Origin of the sequence: Sphingobacterium sp. B16(2022), from assembly GCF_012030425.1 — a bacterium.
GTDB classification, from domain to species: Bacteria; Bacteroidota; Bacteroidia; order Sphingobacteriales; family Sphingobacteriaceae; genus Sphingobacterium; species Sphingobacterium anhuiense.
This window is the reverse complement of record NZ_JAAUVN010000001.1, coordinates 2,024,943-2,047,575: the sequence shown is the minus strand read 5'-3', so window position 1 is coordinate 2,047,575 and position 22,633 is coordinate 2,024,943. Positions and strand designations below refer to the sequence as shown.

The 22,633-nt window shown below is 37.7% G+C and carries 18 protein-coding genes and 1 pseudogene; 9 read left to right on the top strand and 10 right to left on the bottom strand.

Features of this window, described 5'->3' with window-relative positions; all coding sequences use genetic code 11:
* Positions 1 to 4: 4 nt before the first annotated feature.
* The gene (locus HCX49_RS09015) at positions 5 to 2,257 is read right to left on the bottom strand and encodes a sensor histidine kinase (RefSeq protein ID WP_168126862.1); all 2,253 of its coding nucleotides are present in this window, start codon (positions 2,255 to 2,257) and stop codon (positions 5 to 7) included.
* Between the two features lie 150 nt (positions 2,258 to 2,407).
* Positions 2,408 to 3,760 (bottom strand): WG repeat-containing protein, encoded by a 1,353-nt coding sequence (locus HCX49_RS09010; protein ID WP_132773578.1) that lies wholly within the window; start codon positions 3,758 to 3,760, stop codon positions 2,408 to 2,410.
* A gap of 305 nt (positions 3,761 to 4,065) precedes the next feature.
* Here HCX49_RS09010 and HCX49_RS09005 point away from each other — a divergent pair, with 305 nt between their 5' ends.
* From HCX49_RS09005 to HCX49_RS08975, 7 genes are all read left to right on the top strand, one after another.
* Positions 4,066 to 4,560: a hypothetical protein gene (locus HCX49_RS09005; RefSeq protein WP_168126861.1), complete on the top strand. Its 495-nt coding sequence runs from the start codon at positions 4,066 to 4,068 to the stop codon at positions 4,558 to 4,560.
* Positions 4,561 to 4,592: 32 nt separating this feature from the next.
* Entirely contained in the window at positions 4,593 to 6,104 is a 1,512-nt protein-coding gene (locus HCX49_RS09000) for an NAD(P)H-hydrate dehydratase (RefSeq protein WP_206368333.1), read from the top strand.
* A gap of 125 nt (positions 6,105 to 6,229) precedes the next feature.
* Positions 6,230 to 6,754 carry a DinB family protein gene (locus tag HCX49_RS08995; protein WP_132773583.1) on the top strand — a complete coding sequence of 175 codons (525 nt, stop codon included), beginning with the start codon at positions 6,230 to 6,232 and terminating at the stop codon, positions 6,752 to 6,754.
* Between the two features lies 1 nt (position 6,755).
* On the top strand, positions 6,756 to 7,529 hold the full coding sequence (locus HCX49_RS08990; RefSeq protein ID WP_168126859.1) for an alpha/beta fold hydrolase: 774 nt from the start codon (positions 6,756 to 6,758) through the stop codon (positions 7,527 to 7,529).
* 191 nt (positions 7,530 to 7,720) lie between these two features.
* On the top strand, positions 7,721 to 8,524 hold the full coding sequence (locus tag HCX49_RS08985) for a hypothetical protein (RefSeq protein ID WP_206368331.1): 804 nt from the start codon (positions 7,721 to 7,723) through the stop codon (positions 8,522 to 8,524).
* 230 nt (positions 8,525 to 8,754) lie between these two features.
* A complete protein-coding gene (locus HCX49_RS08980; protein ID WP_132842562.1) occupies positions 8,755 to 9,147 on the top strand; it encodes a VOC family protein in 393 nt (130 codons plus the stop codon).
* Between the two features lie 170 nt (positions 9,148 to 9,317).
* The gene (locus HCX49_RS08975) at positions 9,318 to 10,286 is read left to right on the top strand and encodes an ROK family protein (protein ID WP_132773587.1); all 969 of its coding nucleotides are present in this window, start codon (positions 9,318 to 9,320) and stop codon (positions 10,284 to 10,286) included.
* A 95-nt stretch (positions 10,287 to 10,381) separates the two neighbouring features.
* Here HCX49_RS08975 and HCX49_RS08970 read toward each other — a convergent pair whose 3' ends face one another.
* Complete coding sequence (locus HCX49_RS08970) at positions 10,382 to 11,077, bottom strand: alpha-ketoglutarate-dependent dioxygenase AlkB family protein (protein ID WP_206368329.1); 696 nt, start codon at positions 11,075 to 11,077, stop codon at positions 10,382 to 10,384.
* A 176-nt stretch (positions 11,078 to 11,253) separates the two neighbouring features.
* On the opposite strand from HCX49_RS08970, the gene HCX49_RS08965 reads away from it, so the two are divergent.
* Positions 11,254 to 11,493 carry a helix-turn-helix domain-containing protein gene (locus HCX49_RS08965; RefSeq protein WP_132773589.1) on the top strand — a complete coding sequence of 80 codons (240 nt, stop codon included), beginning with the start codon at positions 11,254 to 11,256 and terminating at the stop codon, positions 11,491 to 11,493.
* 69 nt (positions 11,494 to 11,562) lie between these two features.
* Here HCX49_RS08965 and HCX49_RS08960 read toward each other — a convergent pair whose 3' ends face one another.
* The 5 genes from HCX49_RS08960 to HCX49_RS08940 form a co-directional block, all read right to left on the bottom strand.
* On the bottom strand, positions 11,563 to 12,417 hold the full coding sequence (locus HCX49_RS08960) for an endonuclease/exonuclease/phosphatase family protein (protein ID WP_132773591.1): 855 nt from the start codon (positions 12,415 to 12,417) through the stop codon (positions 11,563 to 11,565).
* Positions 12,418 to 12,461: 44 nt separating this feature from the next.
* Positions 12,462 to 14,231, bottom strand: coding sequence for a RagB/SusD family nutrient uptake outer membrane protein (locus HCX49_RS08955; protein WP_168126857.1), 1,770 nt, complete (start codon positions 14,229 to 14,231; stop codon positions 12,462 to 12,464).
* A 67-nt stretch (positions 14,232 to 14,298) separates the two neighbouring features.
* Positions 14,299 to 17,547 carry a SusC/RagA family TonB-linked outer membrane protein gene (locus HCX49_RS08950; protein WP_132773594.1) on the bottom strand — a complete coding sequence of 1,083 codons (3,249 nt, stop codon included), beginning with the start codon at positions 17,545 to 17,547 and terminating at the stop codon, positions 14,299 to 14,301.
* 88 nt (positions 17,548 to 17,635) lie between these two features.
* Complete coding sequence (locus HCX49_RS08945) at positions 17,636 to 18,706, bottom strand: FecR family protein (RefSeq protein WP_132773596.1); 1,071 nt, start codon at positions 18,704 to 18,706, stop codon at positions 17,636 to 17,638.
* Between the two features lie 78 nt (positions 18,707 to 18,784).
* Positions 18,785 to 19,381 carry an RNA polymerase sigma factor gene (locus HCX49_RS08940; RefSeq protein ID WP_132773597.1) on the bottom strand — a complete coding sequence of 199 codons (597 nt, stop codon included), beginning with the start codon at positions 19,379 to 19,381 and terminating at the stop codon, positions 18,785 to 18,787.
* A gap of 205 nt (positions 19,382 to 19,586) precedes the next feature.
* Between HCX49_RS08940 and HCX49_RS08935 the strand changes: the two genes are divergently transcribed.
* The gene (locus HCX49_RS08935) at positions 19,587 to 20,969 is read left to right on the top strand and encodes a M20/M25/M40 family metallo-hydrolase (protein WP_132773598.1); all 1,383 of its coding nucleotides are present in this window, start codon (positions 19,587 to 19,589) and stop codon (positions 20,967 to 20,969) included.
* Positions 20,970 to 21,020: 51 nt separating this feature from the next.
* Here HCX49_RS08935 and HCX49_RS08930 read toward each other — a convergent pair.
* A pseudogene (locus HCX49_RS08930) lies at positions 21,021 to 21,326 on the bottom strand (VOC family protein); the annotation flags it as partial.
* 282 nt (positions 21,327 to 21,608) lie between these two features.
* Positions 21,609 to 22,631, bottom strand: coding sequence for an alpha/beta hydrolase (locus HCX49_RS08925; protein WP_168126856.1), 1,023 nt, complete (start codon positions 22,629 to 22,631; stop codon positions 21,609 to 21,611).
* Positions 22,632 to 22,633: the final 2 nt, after the last annotated feature.

The following is a 22,633-nucleotide window of genomic DNA, read 5'->3' as shown; positions in this document are numbered from 1 at the left end:
TATTTTATTTTTTTGGAAATATAATTTCAACACTTGTCCCCACATCTTTTTCCGACTGTATAGTAAATTTCCCTTTAAGGAAATCGATCCGCGATTGTATATTATGAAGGCCTGCTGAGTGATTACCCTTAACCTGATCAATATCAAATCCTTTTCCATCATCTTCAACAGTGATGGTGTAATAATCAGCTTCTTCTACAATTTGAATGATAATTTGTTTGGGGGCAGCATGTTTTATTGCGTTATTAACCAACTCCTGGATTACCCGATAAACAAGTAATTGTTCATCTTTTGTAAGTTGATTCGAATAATGTAAAAATTGTACATCAATATCCAATTCTACATTGGACATACGAACAGCGTAATCTTGTAATGCTTCCTCAAGACCATATCTATTTAGCAAATCGGGCATCAGATTATGAGCTACGCGTCTTAGCTCTTCTACAGCAGTATCCAATTGCAGAAGAGATTTTTGCATATCATTTTTCATTGGGCTATCCACTTTATTTGTCAATTGAGATAAACTGATTTTTGTGGTGGATAAGAGGCCTCCTAGTCCATCATGAAGGTCCCTGGCCAATCGTCCTCGTTCCTGTTCCTGACCATCAAGCATAGCAGTTAATATTGATATTTTTGAATTCTGACGTTCCTTATCTAAAGAGAAATTGTACAGTTCCTTATTTTGACGCATACTTTTGGATCGCTGTTTATATGCGTATAGCATTAATAGTAGAACCAGTAAAAAAAACAAGATCAAAGCCACATAATATTTATTTATTTTCTCTTTATAAGAAATCTCATTTTTGAAACTGAGGATGTCCTGAGCACGATTTTGTGTCTCTAAACGAGATAGCTTAAGTTCCTGGGTTCTTTTTTCAGATTCAAGCTGTGTGAGCTCAAGTTCTTTTCGCTGATTTTCTTCATGCAACTTCAAATTCTCATATTGCTGTTTTTGCTGCAGACTGACGGTATGCAGCAAACGGAGCTGCTGTTCTTTTTTATCCGTTTCCAGTTGCATTCTGATAAGTTGTTGTTGCTGTCTTTCTTTATCAAACTGTGCTTCTAGTCGTTTACCCAATTCCAATTGTTCTTGATTGTATATGGATTTAAATGTTTCCATATACACTTTATGGTAACGTATGGCTTCAGCAAGATTATTCTCCTGTTCCGCAATTTCAGAGAGATTCTCGTAAATACTGAGGATGATGTTCTGATCCGGAACACTGCTTTTAGTAATCTCCATAAGTGCCGACAACAAATAGGCTTTAGCACGCTCAGGTTTTTTGTTTTTCAGTGCGATCTCCGCCATTATACCGTAAGCAGACGCAACATGCGTGTATTGTTGAGTCGCTGCTCCCTGCTTTAGGGCGAGCTCAGCATATTGAATTGCCTGATCTTGATAAGAATCAGGAAAAAAACTAAAGTAGAGGTAAGCTAGATTATTAGCAACAAAAGATAGATTAGATGGGAAGGGGATTGTAGCCTTATTTTTGTTATACGTATTAATAGCTAAGAGGTAATACTTTTCTGCCTGATCTCGTAATTTGTGGTTAGTATCGTTCTTTATGTACTGTTGTTCATACATATACCCCATGAGCATATAAGCGTCAAATATAGCAATGGGATCATTTTGTTGAATAGCAAGATCTAAAGCAAGTAGACTATATTTCTCCTGTAGCTGATGCTCATTCCAATTCGCATAAATTGAAGTTAGCTCCTTGTAAGTTGTAGATTTACGGCTATTAAGTGTACGGGATGGGGGAGCCTGATCAAAATAGCGGATCGCACGTAGAAAACTTCTAACAGCTTCACCTTCTTTATTATTTCTGGTATATAGCCATCCTTCACAATAACTTATATAACCCTTGATCTCTACATCTTTAGATTTGCTAGCAAACTCTTTTGCCTTATCAAAACTACTTTTAGATTCTTTTATACGCTCGCTGATTCTATAATTCATAGCCTCAATCGCATAAAGATTAGCCGCATATTTTCCATCTGGTAAGCGACTTGCTATCTGGATATTATCTTTAAGGATTTGACCGGCCTTAACTTCTTGTTGATTGAAAAATAAGGCAGTTGCATATTTGCCGGCAACTATTAATCTTTCTGGATTCGTAACAGATACTTTATCATATTGTTCCTTTAGTTTATCTAGCACTTCCTGAGCAGAAGAAAAGTTAAATAAAAAACACAAGATTAATAGAAGCAGAGTTTCTCTCGATTTATTGGTAAAATATAGTGCACTCTTCTTCATTTGCATTCATTCTGGACCTGTTATATAGGAGACTAAGATATCATTTTTTATAAACAATGTATAGATCGAAACATTAAAATAGTTGTTTAAACTCCATAAATGCAAGAAAACTCCCATATTTAGTAAAATAAATATGGGAGTTTTCTCATATTATTCAGCCTCTACAGCAGCAACCTCTAGACCTTTAGTATCAATATAATATATGTTTTCACCAGCTTCATCTTCCGAGACAATGGCTACACCATTATCAAACGCAAGTGCTGTTGAAAATTTAAAAGGAATAATTGTTTTACCTTTTTCATCAATGTATCCATACTTACCATTTTTCATCGCTAAGAAAATATTTCCTTCATCAGGTAAAGCCATATATTCATATCCTCCGGCTATTTTTTTATTATCTTTAATAGAGAGTAAAGAATAAGAAGTATCCTCGAACGTAATAAAATAGTCTTTATTTCTCATGAAAATGTGTTCATGTACTGCTGGTATGATCACCTGCTCCTTCTCATTCATAAAACCGCTTTTATCATTTTTCATGAATTGGATCAGCCCATTTTCCGGAAAACTCACCATCTCATATGTTGCGTTAATCAAAACGCTTCCATCAGCACGTAATAAACCGTATTTATCTTGTGCACCGTACATGAATGTTTTGGAGTCGTCAGAATAGTTTAGAAAATCGTGTTGTAGCGTAATAATTTCTTGACCGGCTAAGTTGATCGCTCCAAATTTATCCTCTGCATTGTTTACTATAGATATGTCTCCATCAAAAGGTGCTATAAAAGTATACTTAGGTTGAAAAAAAACTTGATCATTCTCATCTTTTAGTCCATATAAATCTCCGGTTTCATTAGTGAAAATATAGCGATTATCAGCAACTTGAAGATCACCATATCCTATTGCACTATCAGCTTGCATTTCCGTATAACTTTCTGGAATTTCGAATAGCTCTTGAGTCAATTCCTCAGAGTCGATCTTTTTTGCAATGTAGCCATCTCCCGATACCGTAATTGACAATGGTGCCCCAGGTAAAGTTTCTAAGAAATTGAATTCCGCCCAAGATAAATTAGGGATCTGCTCAGTATAATAAACCGCAAGTTTTACATCCTCGCCAGACTCCTCATCAGTTCCTATATTAATTATTGCTAGTTTACATGTATATCCCGCTATTTTTTTCTCTTGGCCTTTTATGTATTCGATCTGGATATCACTGTAATCATTTTTGGTACCGTCTTGTAGCATCAAGTACTCTTGAGAGTTAGGAACTAAAATAAATGATTTTAATTTTTTCTTATCTTTTATCTCGATGTGACTTTCATCCTGCGTATAAGCGATGCGCATATAATCCTGATTCACCCAAGCTCTTAATTGCGTATCATCCAGCTGTCCATTGTTTTCTCCCGATTTTATTCCGTAATCGATACGAAAAAACTTGTTGGATTGAGCTAGGGCACTTAAGCTCATTAAGCACACTGTTGCTAGTGTTAGTGTTATTCTCTTCATGATATTAATGTAATTCTAACACAAAAGTCATGATAGTTTTTTACCATTTTTATCCCTGATAACAGCCATTTGCAAAACATGAATAGGGATTATTTTCGTTATCATAAACAGCTCTTGACCATCTCCTCATGTATTGATCACCTAAGCATGAAGTTTATTTGTTTATTTTGGAGCGCTTTAATTTTTTCGATTTCTAAATATAAATGGTTGTTTTTTAACTTGAAATAGAGAAAATCTAAACAATAAGAGGATGTAATTTGTTTAAAAGTTGTACAGATTATTTCAAGCGACCAGATGTGAGACATATGCGCATACCTTTACTACTTTTTTTCATTGCAACTTTTGTAAATGCCAACCCCCAGCAGTTAAAGCAGGTATCGCAGGAAGAAGCGATTCTGACGAACATTGTTTTCATGCGTACCGAGGGATTACTTATGACCCAACTGATAGAGCAAAAGTCAAAGAATAAAAAAGTGCTTTCCGCATGTAAGCGAGCCAAACGTTACTACACAGAGACCCAGCCTATGCTACTAGAAGTTATAAAAGGTAAAGCACTTGCCCTAGATCAAAAACAGTTCGATTACATTTCTCAAGAAGCTGAAAAAAAATTCCAAAATTACGACATCAAAAATGAAGGTCATTGGATTAAACTCTATCAAAATCACATTCAAAACTGTATACGCTCCTATAGCCTACTTTTGCAAGATAGAGAATGGGCAAGTGTTACCTATTTTTCATTTTATGCACTCCCAGAATTGATTAATCTCGATCAGGAATTTATAAAATTAAACATTAAATAAATACAAGTATATTTAGCGTATATCTGGATCAAATGAAAATTCTTACCGCAAAACAAATGATGAACGCAGATGTACTGACCTGCAACGAACAACAAATTACAAGCTTAGATTTAATGGAAAGAGCTTCCCAAACGGTCTTTGCTGCATTAAAGATCAAGTACCCAGATCTCCCAAAACAACATTTCACCATCATCTGCGGAAAAGGAAATAACGGCGGAGATGGATTGGTATTAGCACGTTTATTAGATGCACATTTAGCCAATGTGATGGTATATGTCCTAAAATCCGAAATTTACGCGCCTGATAATAGCCGCAATCAGGCAAGATTATCCGCGGCGCAAATTCATTTTTTTAACGAAACAGATCAGTTACAAATCCCGGATAATACCATTGTTATAGATTGTCTGTTCGGATATGGACTGCGAGAAGAATTAGACGGAAAATGGGCTTATATCTGCAAGCAGATCAATGAAGCTGATGTTCCTGTATATGCCATTGATATGCCTTCAGGCTTATTGGCAGATAGACCAACATCGATTACTGCTCCTGTGATTCATGCAGATTTGGTATATACTTTCCAAATGCCTAAGCTCGCATTATTAATGCCTCAGAACCAAGTTTTTTATGATGATTTTCAAATACTGGACATTCAATTGAGTAAAAATGCTATTGAAAAAGAAAATTCCGATTTGATTTATGTGGAAAAAGGGTTAATACTCAAATACTATAGAAAAAGGAAAAAATTTGAACATAAAGGCAATTTTGGACATAGCATGATCATAGGGGGAAGCAAGGGAAAAATGGGGTCTGTCCAGCTGGCACTAAAAGCAGCTTTGCGAAGTGGCTGTGGTTTAGCTACCGCCTTTGTACCTGCTTGCGGGCATATCATTATCCAGACTGCTGTGCCCGAAGCTATGGTCTTATTAGATGACCATAATGATGTGATAACCACCATGCCCGACTTAGCAAATTATCAGGCTGTTGGCATTGGAGTAGGAATGGGAACCGCAGCAGAAACAAGTGTAGCCTGGATAGATTACATAAGTAGAGGAATCCAAACGCCATTGATTATAGATGCTGACGGTTTAAATATGATGTCAAAAAATCCCGAATTATGGAGCTTTATACCGAAAAACACCATTCTGACTCCACATCCAAAAGAACTGAATCGGATTATAGGATCGTGGATGGACGATTGGGATAAATTAGAAAAAGTAAAAGAATTTGCAAGTAAATATCAGGTCAATATATTGATAAAAGGAGCAAATAGTGCAATGGTGATGAGCGACGGTAAGATCTACTTGAATAGTACAGGAAATGTAGGAATGGCAACAGGGGGTAGCGGCGATGTATTAACAGGGATTATAACCGCATTGCTTGGACAGGGATATCCTGCAAACGAAGCGTTAATCATGGGTGTATATTTACATGGAAAGGCAGCAGATTTGGCAGTTAAGACCATCGGTACTTATAGTCTTCTTCCCTCAGATATTATTCAGTATTTACCACAAGCGTTTCTTGAATTAGAACTTGCGACACTATAAACCAGTCCAAGACTTAAATGGCAGACGATAGTTTGTTTTCTTGTCATAGGGCAAGGGGACTTTATGATCTATTGTTTATTTTTGATTAAACAGATGGTAGTTAACCATCACTAAATCAATAAACAATGGATAAGCCAAAATCAACAAAACTAGAAGTGATTATTCCCGCTTATAGAATGCATACACAGACTTTTTTAAGTGTGTTATCTGGGATATCTGAAGTGGATGCCAAGAAGCGGATCGATGGACGAACGAATCATATTATTTGGATGGCCGGCAACTTTGTCAATGTACGTTACGGAATAGCAAACATTTTAGGTTTGGAAGAAACAGATCCCTATAACGATTTGTTTTATATGGGAAAGACATTAGATGAACAATTTCAATACCCGACTCTAGCCGATCTCATTGCTAGTTTTCATAAAATCTCTCCTAAAGTTTACCGGAGTTTATTGGCCGTCAATGATGAACAATTGTCTGAATTATTTCCGATTGGAATGAATATCCCCTTTGTTACAGAAGATAAACTCAATTTTATCGGAATGTGTATAGGTAGGCAGGATTATATTGGCGGGCAGATGGCATTGATGAGACGTATCCTTAATTATTCGAGTATGAGTTACGGTGTAGATGACAAGATCACATATTAGCATGGAAGCACATGTAACAGGATACCTAGAGGTAAACGGAATTCGCCTGTATCATGAAATTTATGGAACAGGTGAACCTTTGGTTTTGATTCATGGAGGGGCGGGTTCTATACAGTTTGATTTTAGAGAAACGATTATCCGGTTACAAGAACGCTTTTTGCTGATCGGCATTGATCTGCAAAATCACGGACGCTCAGATCATAGGGAAGAACCAGAAACTTTTGAACAGGATGCAAAAGATATTGTCGCATTATTGGATCTGTTGGAAATACCTAAAGCCTCTTTTTTTGGATTTAGCAATGGTGCTACGACTGCCTTAGAGATAGCAAAGATTTACCCAGATCGCGTCGTGAAGATCGTAGCAGCCTCTGGAGTTTATAAAAGAAATGGCCTGATACCAGGCTTCTTTCAAGTAATGGAACAGGCCACAATTGATAATATGCCGACCTATCTGAAAGAGAACTTTCTGAAACTAAATTCGAATATAGATGAGTTGCATAATATGTTTCAAAAAGACAGTCAGCGGATGATCCATTTTGAAGACTGGAAAGATCGTGATATGCAGCATATTAAAAATCCTGTTCTGCTCATTTATGGAGATCGAGATGTTGTTACAGTCACACATGCCGCAACCATCAGTCAGTTGCTCCCTGATGCAAGATTATGCATACTTCCTGCCACCCACGGCGGGTATATGATGGCCGATGAATCAGGGATAGTAGATGAAGAATTAATCACATTTACGGTATCACAGATCGCACGATTTTTAGAATAATTTACATGTTCCTTGGTCAATTTAAATACAACGTTTACAGCTTGTTAGGGTCATTAGGTAATTAATAAAGTGAAATATAGGTTATAGGGCTACTTTATTTTTAAATATTTGTAATATCTTAGGGTATCACAGACGAAACTTTCAAAGTTTATCGCGCTAAGAACTCATTACTAAATTAACCAATATTGAAAATGAAGATGTACAAATCATTTATTCCGCTCTGCACTGCTTTATTCTTGTCAGCTTGTTCTTCAAATTACCTGATGACTGTTAACACCACCAATACGATTAAAGAAAAAGACCAAGGAACTTTCTTATACACAAATGACACTGTGGCTGTTCAATACTCTTTTGCGGGGAAGGATGGTAAAGTATATGTTAAGGTTGAAAATAAGTTAGATTATCCAATCATGTGGAACTTGAAAAATTCTGCACTAGTAATCAACGGAAAGGCCCTTAGTTACGCTAACAACCAGATAGATTTAAAAGGTAAAGTGAATCAGAATGTTTCCGCTTTTAGTGAGGATATTATTCATGGATATTTTAACGGCACGGCAACATTACCTAAAGATATGTTATTAATACCACCTCATGCGTTTGTCGATGGAAGGTTTTTTGATCTTCGCGATGATGTAAAGAAATCGGTATCCCAAGCAAAAAAAGAAAAAGTTGTGCGGTATGGCATGAACGGTGGAACATATAATGTTCAACAAGCCAAGTTTAACATACAGGATTCGCCTTATATCCTGAGCAGTTTTTTGAGCTATTCTGTGTTGAATAATGGCGAGGTTACTTTCAGAACTACAGAACAAAAATTTTATGCTGAAACATTATTTCAGACTGGTACATCATTAAATAATGTACTTGAGTATTATACAAAACAAGGTGATCTAATGGCTTATAAGAAAGTAAAAGGTGAAAATGCTTTGCTGTTAGGAGGGGTGGTGGCTTTAGGTGCAGCAGCAGGAGCACTTGACAATAGTAGAACCGATTAAGCTGTAATTGAACTATAAAAAGCCTTGATCACTTCGACAAGGCTTTTTTATTTTTTATCGTTTTTTAATAAGGTTTACTGACATACTGTTGTCATTAACAGACTTATTTTTGTGTTAGCTAAAACATAGTAAGACGACGAACTTGTCTATTTCCAGTAATCTGATACAACGTCAAATTGATATAGCGAAAATAGAAAAGGTAAAATTTTGAAGAAACAAAACAGTTAAAAATGATCAAATTTAAATATACTATCTTATATGTGTCCGATGTGACACGGGCCATTCAGTTTTATGAACAAGTATTTGGCTTTGTACGAAAATTTATAACACCTGAAAAAGACTACGGCGAATTAATAACAGGAGAAACCACCATTTCATTTGCCAAACACAGTTTAGCACAGACTAATTTGAGTGCAGGATATCAGGAAAGTTCTCGTTTAGCGAAACCTTTTGGAATAGAATTGGGCGTTATCACGGATAATGTTGAAGATCTAGTAGACAAAGTATGGGAGTATAATGGAATTATTGTTGAACAGCCTACAGTCAAGCCTTGGGGACAGACCGTTTCATATGTGAGAGATTTAGATGGTTTTCTAATTGAATTATGTACTCCGTTACCTTAACCAGAAACTTTTTTGTAAAAATATATATCCGTTTATTATCGAGTAGCGATGCCTTTTTAGTGCATTTTTCTTTCCATAAAGCACACATTAAGATCGATTAAGTATTTTTAAATAGCGCATTTATACATTTTTTTTTATAGTTTTAGCGATTTAGCATATTAAACAGAGAAATGGCGTTAACAAACTTGTCAAGACGAGTCGCTCTCGGAATCGATATTGGTGGAACCAATACGAAATTCGGAGTGGTAAATCATCGCGGGGAAGTTCTAGAAAAAGGATCCCTAAGAACAGATGAATATAAGAAAATAGAAGATTTTATTGATGCATTATATCTTCAGGTTTCTCCACTTATCGAGAAATACGGTACAGTGAAAAACTTTGATGGAATTGGTCTCGGTGTACCTAACGGTAATTACTATACAGGTACGGTAGAATTAGCTCCTAATTTACCTTGGAAAGGTGTAATTCCTTTTGCCGAACTTATGGAAAATAAATTTGGTATGGAGTGTACCATTACCAACGATGCGAATGCGGCAGCTTTGGGAGAGATGCTTTTCGGAGCAGCACGTGGTATGAAAGATTTTATCATGATTACTTTAGGAACAGGTGTAGGAAGCGGAATCGTTGCCAATGGAAATGTAATTTATGGACATGATGGTTTTGCGGGAGAGTTAGGACATACCATTGTAAAACCAGGAGGTAGAAAACACTGGAGTACAGGTTCGGAAGGAAGTCTGGAAGCATATGCATCTGCTACCGGCATAGCCATTACAGCAAAGAAAATGAGAGCAGAATTTCCAAGTTCTATGCTCAATCAATATCCAGAAGAATCAATCAATTCTAAAACAGTTTACGAGTGTGCCATAAAAGAAGATCCAATTGCTATTGAAGTATTCCGCTATACAGGACAGAAGCTGGGTGAAGCATTAGCTAATTTTGTGATGTTTTCATCTCCTGAGGCGATCTTATTGTTTGGCGGAGTTATTCAAGCCGGAGACTTTATTCTCAAGCCTGCAAAATTACATATGGAAAGAAACCTACTTCCCATCTTTAGAGATAAAGTGAGATTGGTATTTAGTGAACTTCCTGAAGCAGATGCCGCAATTTTAGGTGCAAGTGCACTCGTTTGGGAACAATAAAAGAAAATAAAACTCGTCTTTTAAGATGATCTTTTCATAAACAGTGTCCGGTTGATGGATTTTAATGTAAATTAAATTTTAACAGCCGGACACTCCTATAAAGCCACATCGTCACGAGTTTTAGCACGGCAGACCCTTCTAAAGGTCAGATTTATTCTGGGCAGGATTTGTCGAGCTGTTTTAGGTACCTGGTGCTGCCAGCAACTGTTTGTCGTACCAGCCATCAGCAGGAAAGATCCATGATGCAGAGGAATTTCGATCTGCTTTATATCCTTTAGAAATTTATGACGCAATCGGAATAAACGTGTTTCCCCAAAACTGACCGATGCAATCACAGGATTAGGTTCAGACTTATCAGTATGATCACTATGCCACGCAACACCATCTTTCCCGTTACGGTAGAGGTTGAGCAAAACAGCATTAAAGCTTAAACCAGTTTCTTCTTCCACTCGTTTTCGGACGGCTAATAGTGCTGTGGTCCAGTCAGGACCTGCGGGATCAGCACCCAAATTGCTTTTATCTTCATACCAAGCGATCATGCGTGGCGCTTTAACTGTTTTATCAAAGATCTCCATTTCATATTCGCGCCATTTCGTAGTATGGAGCAAAGTATTGTAGTAATGGTCCGATTCTTCCTTTGAAAAAAAAGAATCAATTAGCATGAGTTCCGTATCAGGTAGATCGAATACAACCTTACCTCCATGGCCAGGTGCGAATATTTCAGTGTCATTAAATAAATTCATCGTATATGTTTTAGTAAAGTGGTAACAGTCAATAGGTGTTTTCTTCATTTACTATAAACTTTAGAGTCTCCAATTGTACGTTTTTTGGTTATCAAAAACAGCAGCTGGCTCTTCGGATTTATATATAGTAACGTTCCTATTATGCTTATTAAAATATGATACAACAAAAATACTAATTATATTAGTATTTTTTTGCTAAATTTGAAGCTATAAATATTAGCAGTATGATGTTGTCAAAAAACTTGAAGTATTTAAGAGCACAAAAAGGGATATCACAGCGCGAGATAGCAGCAGACTTAACCATTACACGCGCTAGGTACGCGAAGTACGAGGAAGCCCTCTCAGAGCCTCCGATAGAAGTTTTATTGAAATTATGTCAATATCATCAGATCAGTATCGATACACTGATTACGGTAGATTTGAAGAATTTGAATCAAAAAACAGAGCTAATTGAAAATAGTTAGAATAATTTATATCGCAAAAAAGCCGTACTATTTTTTAGGTAGTACAGCTTTTTGGCTTAAAATGTATCATTAGAGTTCCAGTACAGTAAGTAGAGGGAAATGGTCTGAAGGAAATTTACCGGAATAAGTATCTGTCAAAATTCCCCATTTATGACCTTTGAAGTGTTTGGATACAAAAATATGATCAATGATTGTATTATGAACAGGGAATTTTTCACCTGTCCGAAAACCATTGGAGCTTCCATTTAAAGCATAGGGCATGCTTACCATATGATAAGTATCTTTCAATAAATCAGATGTCGCTAAACTCTTATACCATTCAGAATTGCTATCGCCATTAAAATCACCCATAAGTATAACTGGCTGTTCTTTTGCGATTTCAGTAATCTTTTTTAATATTAACAAGCTCGATTCTTTGCGGGCTAATATTCCGCGATGGTCGTAATGAGCATTGAAGAGGAAGAACGACTTTTTAGAATCTTTATCTTTTAGCTGTATCCAAGTACATATTCTGATGTTGGATGGCGCGTCCCATCCTAGACTCGGTCTATCTGGAGTTTCAGATAACCAAAAGTCGCCTTTACTGACCAGCTCAAAACGGTCCTTTTTATAATAAATTGCCGCATGCTCGCCCGCAGCTTTACCGTCATCTCGTCCTAGTCCATAACGTTCAAATTGAGGGAGTTGCTTACTAAGATCATCCAATTGATTCTTTAATGCTTCTTGTGTCCCAAAGATATCAAATTCATGAAATTGGATTAATTGCGCGATCGGAGTCACTCTGTTTTGCCAGCGGTCCAGACTATCATTAGGCGTATCATAGCGAAGATTATACGTCGCCACGCGCATTTTTTGAGCCTGAGCAGTTAATGTAACTGCCGAAATCATGAGGCAGAGCATGGTTTTGATATAGCCTGTTTTCATATTTTTTCTAAATATTCATATTACTAGGTTAAGTAGCAGACCTACTATTGCCAGAAAGGATAATTTTTCAAATTTTTGTTTAAAACAATCGCATTGCTTGGTATTGGATAGTAGTACTGTCTGCCGTCATCATACCAGGTACGTGTTTGCGCTTTAAACCACTCCAGATGTTTATCTGCAGTTAACGTCTGGTAGTTAGTCGCTGGTCCACCAATAGCTATTTTTGCAACTTTGGCGCCAACCGTTACCGAAGGACCTTTATTATTGCCGTCATAGAAGATAACATCTACAGTGCCGTCGCGATCCAGATCCATCGGTTTGTCCAATTCCGGAATATAGATACCGGACCATTCTAAAGAAGCCATGATATGACCCGCATTCCATCTTTTTAGATCATTAAATCTAAAACCTTCAAGCGCCAGTTCAACTTGTCTTTCACGTCTTATTTCTAGCAGTACAGGGTTGTCGATATCTTTAAAGAATTTTTCTTTGATGTAAGTATCAATCACTGTCGGTAATTGCGAGGTACCTCCTGTAATACCTGCACGCGAACGTAGTGCACCAATAGTTTTTTGCCAGTCGCCATCTGTAATTTCACCCAATTCAGCACGTGCCTCAGCATAATTAAGCAGTACTTCTGCATAGCGCATCAATGGAATAGCATTCGTATTTAGCTGTCCATTATCATATTTACTTTCATCAAGTGTATATTTTATTGGCTGATAACCTGTGTACGAATAACCATTAAAATTTGGTGCTGCTGGTTTTCCATCTATTTTATAGCCTGGGGTACGGATCAGCTGAGATAAGCGGTAATCTCTATTTTGACACTCATCATAAAACTCTTGTGTATTGTACCCCGTTCTATTCGTATACGGTGTACCATCTCGGTTTAATATCGTATTGATAAACGGTCTTACAAAACTATAACGTGGGCCATAAGTCGGAGAAGTCCAATACCAGTTCGCAGAACTTAGGATGGCCAGGTTCTTATTAAAAGCAATAGCTAGCATGACCTCTTGAGTAACTGCAGCATCACTGACAAAAAGCTGACGTTGCGATAGTTCGGGACCTCTAGCTGTATAGATACTGTGCGGTCCCTTTGTCATCAGTTCCTGAGCGGCATCCACCACCTGTTTATAATATTTGTTTGCAGTTGATGCTAAGCCCAGCTCAGTATGGTATTTACGAAATGAAGCTTCAAAAAGTGCAATTCTTGTTTTCAGTCCCAGAGCAGTCCATTTCGTGATCTCCGAACCGTCTGTAGAGGAGCTGGTCTGTATATTCGCGTAGGCATAATCCAGATCTGCCAAGATATGATCCATCACTACAGTACGGTCTCCGCGGTCCCCATATAAGATATCGTTGTCAGTAATTGAAAGAGCCTTATCCACCCAGGGTACATCGCCGAAACGAGTGACCATTTTATAGTAAAAGTATGCTCTAAAAAAGCGAGCAACACCATTGTAATGGTTACGACTTGTTTCCGATACGTTTGACCGGTTATTGCTTGCTAAAAAATGATTGATATTTCTAAGGTTCTTCCAATCCCATCCAGAACTTGTCTGTGCCGTATAGGCATTCAATTTTAAAAAATTGTCGAGGTTATTGACAGCGCCATAATCAGACATCTGGTCCAATCTGTAGGCATCAGAAGAAGAAGGCAGATCATTGTAAAATGAGATCGAATAGCGACGGAGTCCTCCCTCGGTTCCAAATACGTCTTCTTCTAAGGCTGACGATTCCGGAAATTCATTTAGCTCACAGCTGTTGCATAAAGCCAGTATACTTAATAAATAGAATATCTTTTTCATGTGTGTTTTTTCTTAATCGTTGCATAATGCTTCTGGTTATCTAGAAGCATCTTTCTAATCATAAATGTTAAAAAGTGACTGATATACCTAAGCTGATTGATTTCATGGTCGGATAGTTGAAGCCATCACCAGCATTGCTGTCGCTGATATCCGGGTCGGATGAACCGATATTGCTTACATCCAGATCGCGTGTATGCTTATAGAACGGTGACCAGCTCCATAGGTTTTCACCCGATAGCGAAGCTTTTATATCCTGAAAGCCCCATCGTGATACGATAGATTTAGGAAGACTATATCCAACTTGGATATTTTTCAGTCTAATGTAACCCACATTTTGTAAGTAACGTGTTTGAGGCGTTTCTTTGATAGACTGGTTATAGCCAGCGTAGCGGGGTAGGTAAGCACCTTTGTTGTCCTCAGTCCAGTAGTTATTTAAGTGCCATTCCGGCAGATTATTGTACGGTCTATTATATTGTCCCCAGAAAATTGATTCATTGCTTGGATACCAGTTTTGACGGCCTACTCCCTGAAAAAATGTGGACAATGATATGCCGTTCCAGTCCGCATTAAAGTTAAATCCATAGATATACCGGGGATCCTTATTACCGATGATTTTTTTATCACCATGATTGTCTAATGTATTGGTGCCGTAATCGATCTTCCCGTCACCGTTTAAATCTGCAAAACGGACATCGCCTGGATACACAATACCAGCACTAGACGATTTGATTAAAATCTGCTTTGCGGCATTGTCAATCTCCGCTTGCGATTGGAACAGACCTTGAGTTTCGTATCCCCAGATTTCACCGACTGTTTGACCGGCATAGTAATCGCCTAACGTACCCGTTAGATTATTGTATTTATCGATTTTAGATTTATAGTCAGCTAAGGTTCCTCTAATACTATAGCGCAATGATTTACCCGCCACATCAAATCGATTGTTGTAAGAAAGTGTAAGTTCATAACCATTTGTGGTCATATCAGCATAGTTACCTTTAGGAGATGTAGCACCAAATATATCCGGCAATGTCATGCCTACAGTAAACATATCAGTTGTTTTACGTGTATACATATCGGCTACCAATTGCAGTTTACCATTTAAGAAACTCATATCCACCCCAAAATTGGCAGTGGTCGCCGTTTCCCAGGTTAGCTGATCGGGCAGTACTACCGGTTGCTGCGTATAGCGTGGCCGTTCACCGTTTATGATACGGTCAGAAGTACTGATGTTATAAATCTGTAAAAAGGAATAGGATTTAATATTACCATTCCCTAAAGAGCCGTAGGAACCTCGAAATTTTAAATCTGAGATAATTTCAGGATTTACAGACCAAAAATCTTCCTGTGATGCTCTCCAGCCCAAAGAAGCAGAAGGAAAGAACGCCCATTGCGAACCTATCGGGAATTTGGAAGAGCCATCATAACGACCGTTCACTTCAAACAGATAGCGGTCTTTGTAAGCATAGTTAGCTCTAAAAAATAATCCTGCGATCCGGTATTTTTCATAATTACCAGAAGCAGTAATGGCATCCCCAAGAGCAAGATTAATATTGCTGACATCATTGGTTAATAGTCCATTTTTAGAAACATCAACACTTTCTCTTACCTTTTGCTCATAGTTATACCCAATTAACCCTTTAAAGTAGTGATTCTGTTTAAACGTATTCTCATACTCCGCATAGATATTTGTAAATAAGTTACGTTCTTGAAGCACATACTTTGATATATCATTATACTGGGTTGCCAGCTGAAGGATTTCACCTTCCTTTATACTATAAGGAATAGGAATACGTATTCTTGTTGCCACATCATCCTTATTCATAAAAGTGAAATCTCCCTTTACTCTGAACGTGTTGTTGAAAAATTTAGTTTCAAAACTTGTTGTATTACGCAATAGACCATCATCGGTATCTTTACCATTTTTACTCATAATAAAATCTCCTACAGAATACGCCGCAGAATATGAAAGCGTTCCATCAGGATTGAAGATAGGAGAGGTGGGATGCCCTTCATCGGCGATGTTACGCAGAATATTTCCTCCTTCACCAACAGTCATCGGGATATGGTACTTTTTGGCCGAATAGTCTAAATTATTAGCGATACGTAACCAGTTGGTCACCTGTATGCCTCCCTTTGCTCTTAAATTAAGACTTCTAAATTTATCGGTATTATAGCGATATAGACCATCGTAGCCATAGTATCTTCCCGAAAGGTAAAAATCTGTTTTTCCAGAAGATCCATTGATCGCGATATTATGGTTCTGAGCCATCGTATTATCCTTGATCAAAGCTTTATAATAATCTTCATTGCCATAATACACGTAATTTCCATTACCATCGACAGTCACCTGTTCCTGAATACCGGCATCATTACGCCTTTTGAATTCTTCCAGCCAGGCCAGTGAAAAAGGTTGTGTCTTGTTCATCTTACTCGGAATTGATGAATAATTATTCCAGGAATTGTAAGCCTCCGAAAAATGAGATGCATAGGTATAGCCGTCCGTTACAAATTGAGGCGTTGCGGTCGGCTTCTGGCTTGCCAGGGAACCCGAATAATTGACAGAAGTGCGACCCTGTTTTGCTTTTTTTGTACTGATAAGTACTACGCCAAAAGTACCCCTCGATCCATATATCGCAGCCGATGAAGCATCTTTTAAAACAGATACAGACTCAATGTCATCTGGGTTTAAATTTGCAGGATCACCTTCCACTCCATCAATCAGAACAAGAGCAGCTCCACCCTGACCAATGGAAGTCGTGCCGCGTATGTTAAAACTCGCTGAACGGCTCGGTTTGCCATCGGCCAGATTGATATTTAAATTTGGAACAGCACCTTGTAGCATTTGCGTTGCATTAGCAGCCATGCGTCCTTCAAACACTTCTTTGCCGACCATATCGACAGCTCCAGTAAGATTAGCTTTTTTTTGCGTACCGTAACCCACAACAACAACCTCGTCCAGTTGAGAAGAACCTTCTTCCATTCGGATCAAAATGGAGTTATTGTCCGCAGGTTTAACAATAAAATTATTTTCCTCTTTGTTTCCATAACCGACGATTGAAAATCGAATGTTATACGATTTACCAGCTTCAAGGGATTCAAATAGAAATAGTCCTTTAGCATCTGTGGCGGTATTGGTGATCACTTTGTTCAGAGAATCGGTGACCGTAACAGTTACACCAGACAGGAGCGAACCTGTTTGGCTGACGACAGTTCCTTTTACACGACCTTTTTGTTGCCCGTACAGCGGAGATGTAAGCACAATGCTCCCCAGTGCGAAAATCAATGCTCGTTTTTTTAGGTGTTCGTTAATTTTCATGTTTATTTTAAAAAATTAGTCAATATGATTTCACGTAATACATTAATTATACTTTGTCTATCCAAGGAAATTTCAGTGGATCAGCTCATTAATTGGAAGATTCAGCCTTTTTGCTCACATAGTAAGTAGATTGCTCTTTTCTATATTCAAGCTCGTTTAGACCACATAAAATATGTAGGATATTTTCGATGCTTTCAGATGCCTCAAAAGCACCGGTAAAGGTCAGTTGATTGACGTTCACACCGTCATATATAATTGCAACCTGCTTTGCTTTTGCGATTGAAGCAAATACCGTTTTTAGATTTTCTTTTTCAAAATTCAGGCTTGAAGAAGTTGCTGCTAACGATACAGCAACGCTATGCTGCGGAATAGGATCCGTATTCTTGATAGGACTTTTCGCTTTTTTTGATATTTTCCATTCCAATAGCTGGGTCATATTATTGATGACGATCTGTTCGCCGGCACGCAAGACCGTTTCATGAAATCTGTGCAAACTTTGGGCTGTAGGAGCTACTCGGATAGATCCTTCTACCAGATGAATATTGGTCTCTTTATTATTTTGCCCATCAATGGTAAAGACTGTACCCAGAGCAGTAGTTGCTATTCCATTTGAGATAACCGTAAAAGGTCGGTGTTTATCTTTTGTAACATCAAACTTTCCTTTTCCGGTTAGAGAAAGCATACGGGAGGTATCCGTAAACTGAGGGTTATAAGTCAGGGAACTATGAGGAGATAAAGTGACGCTTGTACCATCTGGCAATATATGTCTCACAAATACACTCGTGCTGCTCACAATCCGCTTTTGAAGGGGTAGTACTGTGACCGAAGTATGAACAAAATCCTGTTGATTTTCCCAAATAATCGAGACTCCACCTGTAACGAGAAGTAAACTTGCCGCTATTTTGACAATAATACGGGATAACGATTGTTTTTTACGAGCAGACTGGTCTCCGATAGTCTTGATGAGACGGTCATAAACTTTCTTTTTTTGTTCTGGGCTTAGTCTCTCCGATAAAAGAGTCGGCTGCTGATCAAATTCCTCTTGCAGTTCCGCTTTGAGTTTATGATCTGTTATTTCGAGTTGGTCGAGTAATTGCTGTTTCTCCTTTGGAGAAGCATAACCGGACCAAAATTTCTGTATAAGTTGCTTCGTATTCATATCGTTGGTATAAATACTAGCAATGATGGTTTAGGGGATGAAATTTTGGATTAACAAATGATTAAGATTATGTAAATTCTAAAGATGCTCGGTATAAAAGATCACCAATAGTCCCAGTGCAGTATATGGAGCCTCATTTTGGATATAATCTTTGATTGCACGGTTAGACTGTTTCAGATAATCTTTAACAGAATGACTGCTTATCCCCATTATTTTTGCGACCTCATCCGCAGATCTCCCTTCAAATCGGCAAAGTTTAAAAACCTCCCGTTTCTTTTTTGGTAATTTTTCAACCGCCTGATGGATCATCCTGATTTGCTGTTCATACAGATCTTCATCAATCACATCTTCATTTTCAAGTTGTAGGTACTGATCATAAGTATCCACACTTTCAATAGCTTCTTTCACCTTTTTCTTAAGGAAAGTAATGGATTTATTATAGCTCACCACAAATAGCCACCCAGGAATTGATTTTTCATCCACCAGCTTTAGTCTATTTTGCCAAAGTGCAGTAAATACCTCTTGCAATAAATCCTCAGCACATTCAGGTCGCTTAACCAAACGCAGAATATTAGCGTATACCGCATTTGCATATGTTTCATACAACTGTGCAAACTTATGCATGTCGATAGCAATAGGTTGTTGTGAGGTATCTGTAATTCGAAAGTTATCCATAGCAGTACATGTATTTGGCAGATTGTTTCAGGATTTGCAATCGCAATCCATTTTATGGAAGACAAAGCTATCCAATCAATGCTATCAAGATGTAAAGTTGTCATTAAGGAAATGTTAATCTATAAAATTGAACGCCAAAGGAAAAGAAATACCCGTATCCTAAAAAAAATAACTATGTTTATTCCATTGAATACAAAATAAACGAATGAAACGAACAGCATTACTAACCTTACTTTCTATTTCTACCTTTACCACTGCAGTTTTTGCACAGCAGGATTCCATGATGTTAGATAAAATCTATCATGAATCTTTCTATCAAGGACAGGCTTACGACAATTTGCACTACCTCACAAAACAGATCGGCCATCGTATTGCCGGATCACCTGCGGCTGATAAAGCTGTAGTCTGGTCCAAAAGCCTGATGGAAAAACTTGATTTCGACAAGGTATACCTACAGGATGTAAAACTCCCTTATTGGGATCGCGGTCCAAAAGAAAAAGCCTACATAGTAGGTTCAAAGGAGTCTCTAAATATCCTCGCGTTAGGAGGTTCAGTAGCCACTCCATCCAAAGGGATAACAGCCGAGGTTATTGAAGTCCAATTGTTAAGTGATCTGAAGAAATTTGGTGACCAGGTACGTGGAAAAATTGTTTTCGTCAATAAACCATGGGACGAGTCTATCGTAGAAACTGGTGTTGCATATGGACTCAACTCAAGTCAGCGAAGCCGCGGTCCAGCTGAGGCTGCTAAATTAGGAGCAGTTGCTTACTTATTTCGATCTTTATCATCATCCACAACTGATGACTATCCCCATACAGGAGGAACAGGTTATGTCAAAGGAATCGATAGTATTCCTGCTATGGCAATATCTGCGACTTCAGCCATTAAGTTGAGCGAAGCATTAAAAACCAATCCTCACACAAAAGTTTATCTGGAACAGCATTCCGCTTGGAAAGGAATGGTGCAGACACACAACGTTATTGCAGAATGGAAAGGTGCAGAATTTCCTGATAAGATTATTACGATCGGTGGACATATTGATTCTTGGGATGTAGGAGAAGGGGCACACGATAATGGAACCGGTACTATGGGGACTCTAGATGCGATACGTACCTTGATGGCATTAGGATATAAGCCTAAGCACACCATCCGTTTAGTATTTTATATGAACGAGGAAAATGGAGTGCATGGTGCATCAACCTATGGACAGGTCGCTAAAGATAAGCGGGAACAGATTGTTGCGGCAATAGAAAGTGATGCTGGTGGGTTTGCACCTAGGGGTTTTGACATTAAAGCCTCTGCCGAAAGAGTTGTGTGGATGCAACAACATTGGAAGCCTTTATTTGAACAGAAATTCTGGGTATCACGTTTTTTACAGGGAAGTCCGGGAGTAGATTCAGGAGTCTGGGGACAGCATTTTCCAAATACCGTAATGTTCAACTTTAGACCAGATCCGCATCGTTATTTTGATCTGCACCATACGGCAAAAGATGTCTTTGAAGCCGTCGATAAACGAGAACTGCAATCAGGAGTAGCGGCTATTGCCTCTTTGCTGTATTTAGTTGATCAACAGATAGAACAGCTGTAAGAGCTAAACAATAAATAGAAAGGGGGCCAAACTGTAATATGGCTCCTTTTTTTAGTTGATCGTTTGGTGTAAAGCAATTCTATTCCCCTCGCTATCTTCAAACTCAGCAACAATAAAACCAAGTAAATCATTTATAGTTTTTGGATATAATATTTTTCCACCTTCCGAAATAACTTTTTCAAGTGTTGCATCCATATCTTGCGTCTTAAAATAAATAATAACACCCTGTTTGGTAGGTGTATAGGCATCACCTTTGGCCAGTGCTCCAGAAATACCACCACTAGCTTCCTCAAAAGGAAAAAGGGACATTTCATAACCATCGATGATTTCTTTTTCGAATTTAAAATTGAATATTGCAGTGTAAAATTTCTACGCACGATTTAGATCATTGACTGGAATTTCAAAGTAGATCACTGGGTTTGTTTGGGACATAAGGGTATTTTGTTTGGTAATATATTATTGTTTTTACTGATTTGAAGAAGGGGCAAGTAGCACTGTTTTAATTTACCTGTAGCAAAATTAAATGCTTTAGTAGAGATTTCATCCAATTGGTCAGTAAAAGAACTGTGCAAAGCCAACATTAACATGATTTGTATTGAAATGTATTTTTTTTTTATAAAGATTCTGCATGGATGTTTTCTAAATTTTTAATGACCAATTTAAAATAGCGTCCATAACATCGATCCAATGCGGCTTATCATAATCCACATCTCCATTTTTATTTATTTCAAAGTAATTATGTTCAAGATTAAGGTATCGCTTATACGATAGATTGGTTTTATTTTCTCTAATGAAATATAATGGAACCAAATCGCAGAGATCCGATGCGACATCGGCTGTGCCATATGCCATATAAATTGGAATGTTGAGGGTCAACCAATCATTAATCAACGGTTTGGAGAATGACTGCCAAGATCTTAAATTAGGATTATTCTTGTTTTTCAATGGGTTATTGACATTTTGATAGAATTGGTATTGTTGTTCCATTTCTTTATCAGCCTGCTCCCAGGATACTTTGTTTTGTTCTGCATTTTTTCGAGACTGTCTGATGTTCTGGTCTATACGACCGAATGGGTTTGTTCCTGTTAAAGCAAGTTTGGTAACACCCTTGTGTTTAACAGCAATTTTAGTAGCCACTTGACCACCCTGCGAATGTCCAACTACGATCAATTTTGTATTGTCTACCCATTCTTTTCTCTTTAAAAATTTCAAAACAGTTAGAGCTCTATTTGTGTAATTATCCAAATTATCTGCATTTTGATAAGCCAAGCTTGGAATGTTTTTATCTTTAGAATCCCCATAGTACCAATAAGAATCATTTAATTGTACTTCATCAACGATAAGTGGTGTTTCAGGCATTGAAATAACAACAAGGTGATAATGTTTTTTGATTTCATTGTATTCAAAATTTGTTATCCCTCCGCCATATAGATGCAGCCCTACGGATTTATAGTTGATATATAATGGAATAGGGAGAGAACCTTGGCACCATAAAAATATTGGTTTCTTTGTATTCATTGCCGTATCTAATACCATAAATTCAATTTTGCCTTGCTTATTGTTGATCTCAAAAACTGTAGATTCATTATTCACGATTTTGTTTTTTTGAGCAATAGTTACTTGAAATAAAAAAGCAGATAAAAGAAGAAGAATAATTTTCATTT

What these genes read in the sequence shown, in the direction of transcription:
- HCX49_RS09005 (WP_168126861.1), top strand. Translation starts at nt 4,066, where the DNA reads ATGCGCATACCTTTACTACTTTTTTTCATTGCAACTTTTGTAAATGCC.
- HCX49_RS08980 (WP_132842562.1), top strand. Translation starts at nt 8,755, where the DNA reads ATGATCAAATTTAAATATACTATCTTATATGTGTCCGATGTGACACGG.
- HCX49_RS08975 (WP_132773587.1), top strand. Translation starts at nt 9,318, where the DNA reads ATGGCGTTAACAAACTTGTCAAGACGAGTCGCTCTCGGAATCGATATT.
- HCX49_RS08935 (WP_132773598.1), top strand. Translation starts at nt 19,587, where the DNA reads ATGAAACGAACAGCATTACTAACCTTACTTTCTATTTCTACCTTTACC.
- HCX49_RS08940 (WP_132773597.1), bottom strand. Translation starts at nt 19,381, where the DNA reads ATGGATAACTTTCGAATTACAGATACCTCACAACAACCTATTGCTATC.
- HCX49_RS08965 (WP_132773589.1), top strand. Translation starts at nt 11,254, where the DNA reads ATGATGTTGTCAAAAAACTTGAAGTATTTAAGAGCACAAAAAGGGATA.
- HCX49_RS08995 (WP_132773583.1), top strand. Translation starts at nt 6,230, where the DNA reads ATGGATAAGCCAAAATCAACAAAACTAGAAGTGATTATTCCCGCTTAT.
- HCX49_RS08990 (WP_168126859.1), top strand. Translation starts at nt 6,756, where the DNA reads ATGGAAGCACATGTAACAGGATACCTAGAGGTAAACGGAATTCGCCTG.
- HCX49_RS08970 (WP_206368329.1), bottom strand. Translation starts at nt 11,077, where the DNA reads ATGAAGAAAACACCTATTGACTGTTACCACTTTACTAAAACATATACG.
- HCX49_RS08960 (WP_132773591.1), bottom strand. Translation starts at nt 12,417, where the DNA reads ATGAAAACAGGCTATATCAAAACCATGCTCTGCCTCATGATTTCGGCA.
- HCX49_RS08955 (WP_168126857.1), bottom strand. Translation starts at nt 14,231, where the DNA reads ATGAAAAAGATATTCTATTTATTAAGTATACTGGCTTTATGCAACAGC.
- HCX49_RS09015 (WP_168126862.1), bottom strand. Translation starts at nt 2,257, where the DNA reads ATGAAGAAGAGTGCACTATATTTTACCAATAAATCGAGAGAAACTCTG.
- HCX49_RS08945 (WP_132773596.1), bottom strand. Translation starts at nt 18,706, where the DNA reads ATGAATACGAAGCAACTTATACAGAAATTTTGGTCCGGTTATGCTTCT.
- HCX49_RS08950 (WP_132773594.1), bottom strand. Translation starts at nt 17,547, where the DNA reads ATGAAAATTAACGAACACCTAAAAAAACGAGCATTGATTTTCGCACTG.
- HCX49_RS09000 (WP_206368333.1), top strand. Translation starts at nt 4,593, where the DNA reads ATGAAAATTCTTACCGCAAAACAAATGATGAACGCAGATGTACTGACC.
- HCX49_RS09010 (WP_132773578.1), bottom strand. Translation starts at nt 3,760, where the DNA reads ATGAAGAGAATAACACTAACACTAGCAACAGTGTGCTTAATGAGCTTA.
- HCX49_RS08985 (WP_206368331.1), top strand. Translation starts at nt 7,721, where the DNA reads ATGAAGATGTACAAATCATTTATTCCGCTCTGCACTGCTTTATTCTTG.
- HCX49_RS08925 (WP_168126856.1), bottom strand. Translation starts at nt 22,631, where the DNA reads ATGAAAATTATTCTTCTTCTTTTATCTGCTTTTTTATTTCAAGTAACT.